10 protein-coding genes and 1 pseudogene are annotated in these 8510 nt (G+C 53.1%); 3 read left to right on the top strand and 8 right to left on the bottom strand.

Features of this window, described 5'->3' with window-relative positions; genetic code table 11:
* Positions 1-141: 141 nt before the first annotated feature.
* Positions 142-633 carry an acetyl-CoA carboxylase biotin carboxyl carrier protein gene (gene accB, locus QZ197_RS12950; protein WP_296432453.1) on the top strand — a complete coding sequence of 164 codons (492 nt, stop codon included), beginning with the start codon at positions 142-144 and terminating at the stop codon, positions 631-633.
* Positions 634-643: 10 nt separating this feature from the next.
* Positions 644-2087 (top strand): annotated as a pseudogene (locus tag QZ197_RS12945) (acetyl-CoA carboxylase biotin carboxylase subunit).
* On the opposite strand, the gene QZ197_RS12940 reads toward QZ197_RS12945, so the two are convergent.
* Positions 2067-2798: a methyltransferase domain-containing protein gene (locus QZ197_RS12940; RefSeq protein ID WP_296432452.1), complete on the bottom strand. Its 732-nt coding sequence runs from the start codon at positions 2796-2798 to the stop codon at positions 2067-2069. The pseudogene QZ197_RS12945 and the gene QZ197_RS12940 overlap by 21 nt on opposite strands.
* 77 nt (positions 2799-2875) lie before the next feature.
* Between QZ197_RS12940 and aat the strand changes: the two genes are divergently transcribed.
* A complete protein-coding gene (aat, locus tag QZ197_RS12935; RefSeq protein ID WP_296432451.1) occupies positions 2876-3523 on the top strand; it encodes a leucyl/phenylalanyl-tRNA--protein transferase in 648 nt (215 codons plus the stop codon).
* Here the strand turns inward: aat and QZ197_RS12930 are convergent.
* The 7 genes from QZ197_RS12930 to QZ197_RS12900 form a co-directional block, all read right to left on the bottom strand.
* On the bottom strand, positions 3487-3936 hold the full coding sequence (locus tag QZ197_RS12930; protein ID WP_296432450.1) for a DUF2155 domain-containing protein: 450 nt from the start codon (positions 3934-3936) through the stop codon (positions 3487-3489). The genes aat and QZ197_RS12930 overlap by 37 nt on opposite strands.
* Before the next feature lie 9 nt (positions 3937-3945).
* Positions 3946-4329, bottom strand: coding sequence for an NADH:ubiquinone oxidoreductase subunit NDUFA12 (locus QZ197_RS12925; RefSeq protein WP_296432449.1), 384 nt, complete (start codon positions 4327-4329; stop codon positions 3946-3948).
* Positions 4330-4390: 61 nt separating this feature from the next.
* Positions 4391-4774: a RidA family protein gene (locus QZ197_RS12920; protein WP_296432448.1), complete on the bottom strand. Its 384-nt coding sequence runs from the start codon at positions 4772-4774 to the stop codon at positions 4391-4393.
* 4 nt (positions 4775-4778) lie between these two features.
* Positions 4779-6044: an ATP-dependent Clp protease ATP-binding subunit ClpX gene (gene clpX, locus QZ197_RS12915; protein ID WP_296432447.1), complete on the bottom strand. Its 1266-nt coding sequence runs from the start codon at positions 6042-6044 to the stop codon at positions 4779-4781.
* Between the two features lie 217 nt (positions 6045-6261).
* Complete coding sequence (locus QZ197_RS12910; RefSeq protein WP_296432446.1) at positions 6262-6882, bottom strand: ATP-dependent Clp protease proteolytic subunit; 621 nt, start codon at positions 6880-6882, stop codon at positions 6262-6264.
* Positions 6883-7022: 140 nt separating this feature from the next.
* On the bottom strand, positions 7023-8126 hold the full coding sequence (gene folE2 / locus QZ197_RS12905) for a GTP cyclohydrolase FolE2 (RefSeq protein WP_296432454.1): 1104 nt from the start codon (positions 8124-8126) through the stop codon (positions 7023-7025).
* Between the two features lie 175 nt (positions 8127-8301).
* Positions 8302-8510, bottom strand: a 209-nt coding sequence (locus tag QZ197_RS12900) for a PLP-dependent transferase (RefSeq protein ID WP_296432444.1), incomplete at its 5' end; no start/stop codon positions are given.

Here is an 8510-nt window from a genome sequence, read left to right as displayed (position 1 = left end):
GATCAGCAAAACGGAACCCTGAAAAAATTCAAACACAGGTGTACTTTCCACCTTCGCTGGCTTGCCCTATAAGTGACCAAATGCTTTGTGACGTTGCGTCGCAAAAGCTTCAATAATATGGGCAAAATGGCCGAGGGAAACATGAGCAACAAAACGTCTCACGAAAGCGATGTCAGCTTTATTCAGGCATTGGCGGAACTTTTGCGCGAAAACGATCTAACTGAACTACAGGTCAAGCGCGACTATGGTGAAAACGACAGCTTGAACGTTCGCGTCAGCCGTCAAACACAAATGGTCATGCAAGCCAGTGTGCCAGCCGCCGCCGCTCCAGCGGCCATTGCTGCAGCTGCGCCAACCGCTGCACTTGCAGCCACTGAAAGCACCGATCCAGCAAGCCACCCCGGCGCAGTAACATCGCCTATGGTTGGCACGGTCTACATGGCCGCAGAACCAGGCGCGGCGAATTTCGTCAGCGTCGGCACAACCGTCAAAGAGGGCGATACAATCCTCATCATCGAAGCCATGAAAACGATGAACCACATCCCTGCCCCACGTGCAGGAACGATCAAGCGTATTCTGGTCGAAGATGGCGGTCCCGTTGAATTCGGTGCCCCTCTTGTGATCATCGAATAAGGGCGCACCCATGTTCGACAAAATACTCATCGCCAACCGCGGCGAAATTGCACTTCGCGTCGTGCGCGCATGCCGCGAACTTGGTGTGAAATCTGTGGCCGTCCATTCGACCGCTGATTCTGACGCAATGCATGTGCGCATGGCAGACGAGGCCATCTGCATCGGCCCACCGTCTTCTGCACTTAGCTATCTATCGTTTCCGGCGATCATCTCAGCTTGTGAAATAACCGGGGCGCAGGCGATCCACCCCGGGTATGGTTTCTTGTCAGAAAACGCTGCATTTGTGCAGGCGGTCGAGGACCATGACCTTACGTTTATCGGCCCCACAGCAGAACATATCCGCGTCATGGGAGATAAAATTACCGCCAAAGACACGATGAAAGCCTTGGGCGTTCCATGCGTTCCAGGGTCCGCAGGCGGCGTGCCCAGAACATATACGCGTCATGGGAGATAAAATTACCGCCAAAGACACGATGAAAGCCTTGGGCGTACCATGCGTTCCAGGGTCGGCAGGCGGCGTGCCAACACTGGCTGACGCGCAGCGCATCGGCGAAGAAGTCGGTTATCCTGTCATTATCAAAGCCACAGCAGGCGGCGGTGGTCGCGGAATGAAAGTAGCAAAAACAGCCGCTGATATGGAAAAAGCGTTCTTATCAGCACGCGCCGAAGGCAAAGCCGCGTTTGGTAACGACGAAGTCTATATCGAAAAGTACCTGACGACACCGCGTCACATCGAAATCCAAGTCTTTGGCGACGGCAAAGGCAATGCGGTTCATCTGGGTGAACGCGACTGCTCGCTGCAACGGCGCCATCAAAAAGTATTTGAAGAAGCCCCCGGTCCTTGCATCACACCAGAATTGCGCGCGCGCATTGGTAAGGTCTGTGCGGATGCTGTCGCCAAGATTAACTACATTGGCGCTGGCACGATCGAATTTCTGTTCGAGAATGACGAATTCTATTTCATCGAAATGAACACGCGTCTGCAGGTCGAACACCCCGTGACCGAAGCGATCTTTGGCGTTGATTTGGTGCGCGAACAATTGCGCGTCGCATCCGGCATGCCAATGTCGTTCACCCAAGAAGACCTCAAGATTAATGGTCACTCCATCGAAGTGCGCATCAACGCCGAAAAGCTGCCAAACTTTGCGCCCTGCCCCGGTACAATAACGCAATATCACGCCCCTGGGGGCCTTGGTGTGCGCATGGATTCAGCGCTTTATGATGGCTACCGGATCCCGCCATACTACGACAGCCTGATTGGCAAGCTCATCGTGCATGGGCGTGACCGACCAGAGGCTTTAGCGCGACTAGAGCGCGCATTGGGCGAACTGATCGTGGACGGCGTTGATACGACCTTGCCGCTATTCCACGCATTATTGGCAGAAGAAGCCGTGCAAACTGGTGATTACAACATTCACTGGCTCGAGCAATGGCTAGAGAAAGGCCTGCTCTAGTAACTGTGGGCGTAGCGTACATGTTGCGCGTCGCAAGTTCCGGTCAGGCGAAAGATAATAGTCACTGACGCCTGATCGCTGATCGGGCGGCAGACTGTCCCAATCCGACCAAGTCACATCATAGCAAAGCCCCTGCGCCATCATTTCAAGCGCCGCACGGCTTGGGATGCCTTTTACCGCAATTGATTGCCCGGGAATTTGCGGCGTCGCATTCAGATTTTTGTCCGTTCGCTCGCGAACCAGCCTGATGATCGCGCCCTGCTGTTTTATAAAATCGCTGTCGATTATGATCAACTTTGGATGCAACTGGCGCACCAGATCCAGCAAGCGAAAATGATCCATTACGTGATATAGCAACCCGTAGATCGCGATCACATCGTATTGCTCTTTTGCCGCGATCGAGGCCTGCAGGCCCACGAAAACGTCTTGAACGCGCACAGAAATGCATCCCTTGAACGGCGTTTCCGGGAAAGCTTGGAATTGGGCTGCGACGTCCGCGCGCGCCTCGATTGCCGTTACAGCGGCTGCACCCGCACCCGCAAATGCATATGCCCAACGGCCATCATGGGCGCCCAAATCCAGAACGCGCGCACCTGCAATGTCTGTGAGAAATGGTGCAACCAAAAACGCGAAACGCTTGTTAAGACGTGCAATCTGATTTTCCTTGCCATCATACTGTGCAAGTTCGGGCAAAAAATCAAAGAATGCCAATGCACTGTCCTTTTTCAAAAGCGGCATTGATGATAATAGCGGACCTGCAAATAAACCTCCATAAGGCAATGCTGGCCATGAAAGACAACCCGACATTGACGCCACAGCTTCTTTTGCAAGCGTATCAGGTTGGATTGTTCCCAATGTCAGAGGGGCGTGACGACCCAGAGGTTTTCTGGGTCGACCCAAAGATGCGCGGCGTTTTCCCGCTTGATCGTTTCCATATCTCGCGCAGCCTTGCGCGGCAGATGCGCAATGGGGAATTTCGGGTAACCTACGACACAGCATTCAATGACGTCATACGCGGCTGTGCCGACCGACCCGAGACATGGATCAACGACACGATCTTCTCGCTCTATGGCGCGCTTTTTCAGCAAAAATTGGCGCATTCCGTGGAGGTCTGGGACGGCGACGACTTGATCGGAGGCGTCTATGGGGTTTCAATCGGGGCCGCGTTTTTTGGCGAAAGCATGTTCAGCAAACGTACGGATGCGTCTAAAATTGCGCTCGCTTATCTGGTGGATGAACTACGTATGGGCGGTTATCGGCTGTTCGATACGCAATTCGTCACCCCGCATCTGGCAAGCCTAGGTGCCATTGAAATCCCAAGGTCAGATTATCAGGACCAACTTGCCAAAGCGATCAGCCAAGACGCGTCATTCAATCAAAAGGGTAAGGTGCCGACGGCTCAGGAAGTAATACAGCGCAACGCCCATACGTCGTAACGCGGGTGATCCATTGCGTTCAAAGCGGGTGCTGATGCCAGCATCCAACCTGCAAACAGCACAGCGTTTTCTTTGCGATCCATCACTTCAATATAGGTAAACGCGTCGCCGGATGGGTTGTCGACCGGATACCGGCATTCGATCATCGCGACCGACAAAAAGCCCAACTGCACAGAGTCGCCCTGCTGTAGACGCAAATTGGTGACGGCGCCTGTTAACTTATCGAGGACCCGTAATTCGCCACCTAAGCCCGCCATGACGTCAATCGTCGGTCCAACTGTAGGTTCTTGTTGGGGGGGCGGTGCTGTTAAGTCTTGCAGTAAATCATCAAGCGGCGTCACGACGATCTCTTGGGCGCCAAGTGGGCTCGCAAGAAGCAGCGCTATCGCGAACAGAACATGAGATAACCGCATGATTGACCCCTACTCCGGTGTCCACGCCTCGTAGTCGGACCGGTCCGCAGGTGCACTGCGTCTAATAGAACCCGCGGGCGCATAGGCTGCCGCTGTTCCGGTCAGATTTTCCTGATGTGGCTTTTCCCAAGCTTTATGCTTCAAGTCAGTCTCGGTCGGCGCCTGATCCCATGTGTGATGCAGCCAGCCGTGCCAATCAGGGCTCACGCGCGACGCTTCGTTTTGACCGTTATAGATCACCCAGCGGCGACTGCTGTCAGCGTTCTGATAAAAGATGTTGCCCTGCGCGTCTTCACCAACTTTTTTACCATTGCGTCTGGTCCAAAGCTGGGTGCCAAATGATTGACCGTCCCACCATGTGAAAATGCGTTTGATATTGTGAGCAAGGCCCATGTCGCGTCTCCAATTGCGTTGGCTTATCCATGCACCAAAGGGCCCAAAAGGTCCAGTGGGTTCAAACAGGCAGCCGCGCAGTCACTTCTATTTCGATCTTCATTTCCGCGTTCTGCAACTGGGCCGAGATCATTGTTGCGGCGGGTTTTGCCGTGGCAAATGCTTTACTGACCACTGGCCAGCAATCCGGCCATTCTTGCGCGTCGGGAACGATGTAATTGACCCGCACAACATGGTCCAAACCGCTGCCCGCTTTTTCCAATGCGCCCGCAATTGTTGCAAGCGCGTTTTCGGTCTGTGCTTGAATGCTGACAGGCATTGTCATGCTGGCGTAGTCGTAACCCGTTGTTCCCGAAACAAAGACCCAACCATCAGCAACAACGGCACGGCTATAGCCGATCTGTTCCTCAAACGGGGATCCGGTGCTGATGTGCTGAACCGTCACGATATCAGCTGGCCGTGGCAGATTCTTTTTTCTTACCTTCGTCGTGGATCATCAAAGGGGCGACATCAGAATTGACGGCCTCTTCGTTCACCACAACCTCTGTCACGGTGTCCATACCCGGCAAGTCAAACATCGTATCAAGCAAGATATCTTCCATGATTGAACGCAAACCGCGCGCACCGGTTTTCCGATCAATCGCACGTTTTGCAATCGCGCTCAGTGCATCTTCGGTAAAGGTCAGCTTTGTGTTCTCAAGCTCGAACAGGCGCTGGTACTGCTTGACCAAAGCATTCTTGGGCTGTGTCAGAATTGTGATCAGCGCGTCTTCATCAAGATCAGTCAATGTCGCGATAACGGGCAGACGACCGACAAATTCCGGGATTAAGCCGAACTTCAACAGATCCTCTGGCTCAAGGTCTGAAAAAATTTCACCTACACCGCGGTCATCGGGCTCTCGTACGTCAGCACCAAATCCCATTGCAGAGCCTTTGCCGCGCTGCGCAATGATCTTGTCCAAGCCAGCAAAAGCGCCGCCACAAATGAACAAGATGTTCGTGGTATCAACTTGCAAGAACTCCTGCTGCGGATGCTTGCGTCCACCTTGGGGCGGAACCGAAGCAACGGTGCCTTCCATGATCTTTAGCAAGGCCTGCTGCACGCCTTCCCCCGAAACGTCACGTGTGATCGAAGGATTATCAGACTTGCGGGTAATTTTGTCGACTTCGTCAATGTAGACGATGCCACGCTGTGCGCGCTCTACGTTATATTCTGATGACTGCAACAGTTTGAGAATGATGTTTTCAACATCTTCGCCGACATAACCCGCTTCCGTCAGCGTCGTGGCGTCAGCCATGGTGAATGGCACATCCAAAATCCGCGCCAAAGTCTGCGCCAACAACGTCTTACCGCAACCAGTTGGTCCGATTAGCATGATGTTGGATTTCGCCAGCTCAATATCAGATTTTTCCGCGTGGTTCAGCCGCTTATAGTGGTTGTGCACAGCCACCGAGAGTACGCGTTTCGCGTGGACCTGACCGATCACGTAGTCATCAAGTACGCCGCAGATTTCAGAAGGAGTTGGTACGCCTTCGCCAGCTTTCAGACCAGCAGTCTTGGTTTCTTCGCGAATGATATCCATGCATAGTTCAACGCATTCATCACAGATAAACACGGTTGGGCCCGCAATAAGCTTGCGCACCTCATGTTGGCTTTTTCCGCAGAAACTGCAGTAAAGGGTGTTCTTACTGTCGGTGCTGCTTGTCGTCGCCATCTCAAACCCCTGGGCAATTTGCCCTTATAAAACATCATTTCGACTTACTTGGCCACAACACTAAGACAGCCTGCCGAGGTCCACAATGTCAAAATGACCATACGCACAATGACCTTAACAAAGACATAAACCTGACCAAAAAAGCGGCGTCAAACCACCTCGTCCAAGAAAAAACGCGGCCTAGGCCGCGTCTGTTCATTGCTATGGTTTGGGTGCTTTAGTCTGCAGCTTTGGTGCGGTTCTCAACGATTTCGTCGATCAGGCCCCATTCCTTAGCTTCTTCCGGCGACATAAAGTTATCACGCTCTAATCCGGCTTCGACCTTTTTAAGGGTATTGCCAGTATGCTTGACGTAAATTTCGTTCAAGCGCGTCTTGAGCTTTTGGGTTTCAGCGGCATGGATCATGATATCCGTCGCCTGCCCCTGATATCCGCCAGATGGCTGATGCACCATGACACGGCTGTTTGGCAGCGAAAAGCGCATGCCCTTATGACCTGCAGTCAGCAAAAGCGATCCCATCGAAGCCGCCTGTCCAATGACCAGCGTGCTGACCTTCGGGCGGATGTACTGCATCGTGTCGTAAATCGACAAACCGGATGTCACCACGCCACCGGGGCTGTTGATGTACATGCTGATTTCTTTTTTCGGGTTCTCTGATTCGAGGTGCAGCAGTTGCGCGACAACCAATTGGCTCATGCCGTCGTGCACGGGGCCATTTACGAAAATAATCCGTTCCTTAAGCAGGCGCGAAAAGATATCATAGGCGCGTTCACCACGTGCGGTCTGTTCGACCACCATTGGGACAAGGTTCATATAGGTCTCGACGGGGTCTTGCATATTTAGTGCCTCATGTTCGGACATTTCTGTCTTATTTCTAATAACCTAATAGAGTCTTAGTATTGGCGCACGGGGGCTGCAAGGGTTGCAGGCACCTTTGATACCGCGCGCCGCCCTGCCAGCACTCCTGCGCTGTAAAATCAGCCTACGTGAAAGAGTGATGCAAACAGGCGCGGGTCAAGACTTTCTGCTGCGAAAGTTTCGCCTTCAGTCAACACGGACACGGCATCATGGCTATGCAGGCTTTCTTGGTGGCTCGCAATCACGCGAAAATCTGAAACGCGGGTATCTAACTGTAATTGCTCGGTAAACAAACGGGCTGCGTCTTCGACAAATATCGGGTTGGCCGCGTTGAGTTCAGCAAATGCTTGCTCGTCTTCGCGCTTGACCATGACTTGCGTTTCAGTCGGCACCGCTGCGCGCGCGCGGTCAATTAAGTCCTCGAACCACAGCACATTGGCGCTGTCTTCCAATAGAACCGAAATACGCGCGACGGATCGCTGTGAATGCGGGGTCGCCAACTGGCCACGGAATTGACGGGCATGTTCGGACAGTTCCAACGAACACGGGCACGTCGAGGAATAGACGTAATCAAGGTGCACGATCTTTTTACGCACACCGGCACTTTCGACCAGTTCGAGCGCGATATCATAATACTGGTACCCCGACAGACCCGACCGCAGGCTTTCAACTTTCATCGGAAAGCTGAACCGCATTTGAATGCGTGCATCAAAACTGTCCAGATCGGTTTTATAGGCATCCAGTGCATGTTCGATCACTTCAAAGCTAAATGTCTCTTCGGCGTGCTTATAAAATGTCCGCATGATGCGCGACATATTGATGCCCTTCTTTTCCGCCTCCAGCGACACAGTTCCAGTGACAGAAGTTTCGAGCGTCAGGTCACCATTGTCACGGGTATGAAACCGGATCGGCAAACGGAAATTTGATATGCCAACATGCTGGATTTGCTGCTGCGCACCACGGATCAGGCTGGACGGACCATTTTGCAGATCGGGCATCGACGCTTTGTAAGCATCATCGACCTCAAATGCGTCGGGGTATGCGCGCGCCAAAGCCGGATAATTCGACACTTCTTGACCGGGGATCAGGCGCGACACAAGCGGATCAAGCGTGGCCACTTCTTCGGGGGATACATCAACCGCCCAGCGGCGCAGCAGGGCCAATGCAGCCTCTGCTTCTTGGCGGGTCGGTTCGCGGCTCATGTCATTTGAGTGGATATTCATATCTGTGCCCCCCATCGGTGCGTTAGACACCCCAAGGTGGGGCGCTTCATCGGAATTTCCAATGATATCTTTATAGATACGTTGTAAATCCGCCCGCGGATCAGTCATAGGGATGGCCCTTCCATGCGTCTAAGCTCCCCTAACTAAAGCACTTATCGGGGTCCGCGTCACCACCTCACAATTGCGCGATGGCGGCGCGCAAATCAGCAAGCAAGTCTTGTGTGTCCTCTAGTCCGACGCTCAGGCGCAAAAGACCCTGTGTGATGCCAAGCATCTCTCTGGTTTCTTGTGACAAACGTTGGTGCGTGGTGGTTGCGGGATGTGTCGCTATTGATTTGGCGTCCCCAAGGTTATTGGAAATCGTCCAAATCTCTAGCGCATTCA

The organism is Yoonia sp., from assembly GCF_017854415.1.
GTDB lineage: Bacteria > Pseudomonadota > Alphaproteobacteria > Rhodobacterales > Rhodobacteraceae > Yoonia.
This window is presented reverse-complemented; position numbering and strand designations above follow the sequence as displayed.

Coding starts and splice junctions, on each gene's coding strand:
- QZ197_RS12930 (WP_296432450.1), bottom strand. CDS start 3,936: ATGCGGTTATCTCATGTTCTGTTCGCGATAGCGCTGCTTCTTGCGAGC.
- aat (WP_296432451.1), top strand. CDS start 2,876: ATGAAAGACAACCCGACATTGACGCCACAGCTTCTTTTGCAAGCGTAT.
- accB (WP_296432453.1), top strand. CDS start 142: ATGAGCAACAAAACGTCTCACGAAAGCGATGTCAGCTTTATTCAGGCA.
- QZ197_RS12910 (WP_296432446.1), bottom strand. CDS start 6,882: ATGCAAGACCCCGTCGAGACCTATATGAACCTTGTCCCAATGGTGGTC.
- folE2 (WP_296432454.1), bottom strand. CDS start 8,126: ATGAATATCCACTCAAATGACATGAGCCGCGAACCGACCCGCCAAGAA.
- clpX (WP_296432447.1), bottom strand. CDS start 6,044: ATGGCGACGACAAGCAGCACCGACAGTAAGAACACCCTTTACTGCAGT.
- QZ197_RS12925 (WP_296432449.1), bottom strand. CDS start 4,329: ATGGGCCTTGCTCACAATATCAAACGCATTTTCACATGGTGGGACGGT.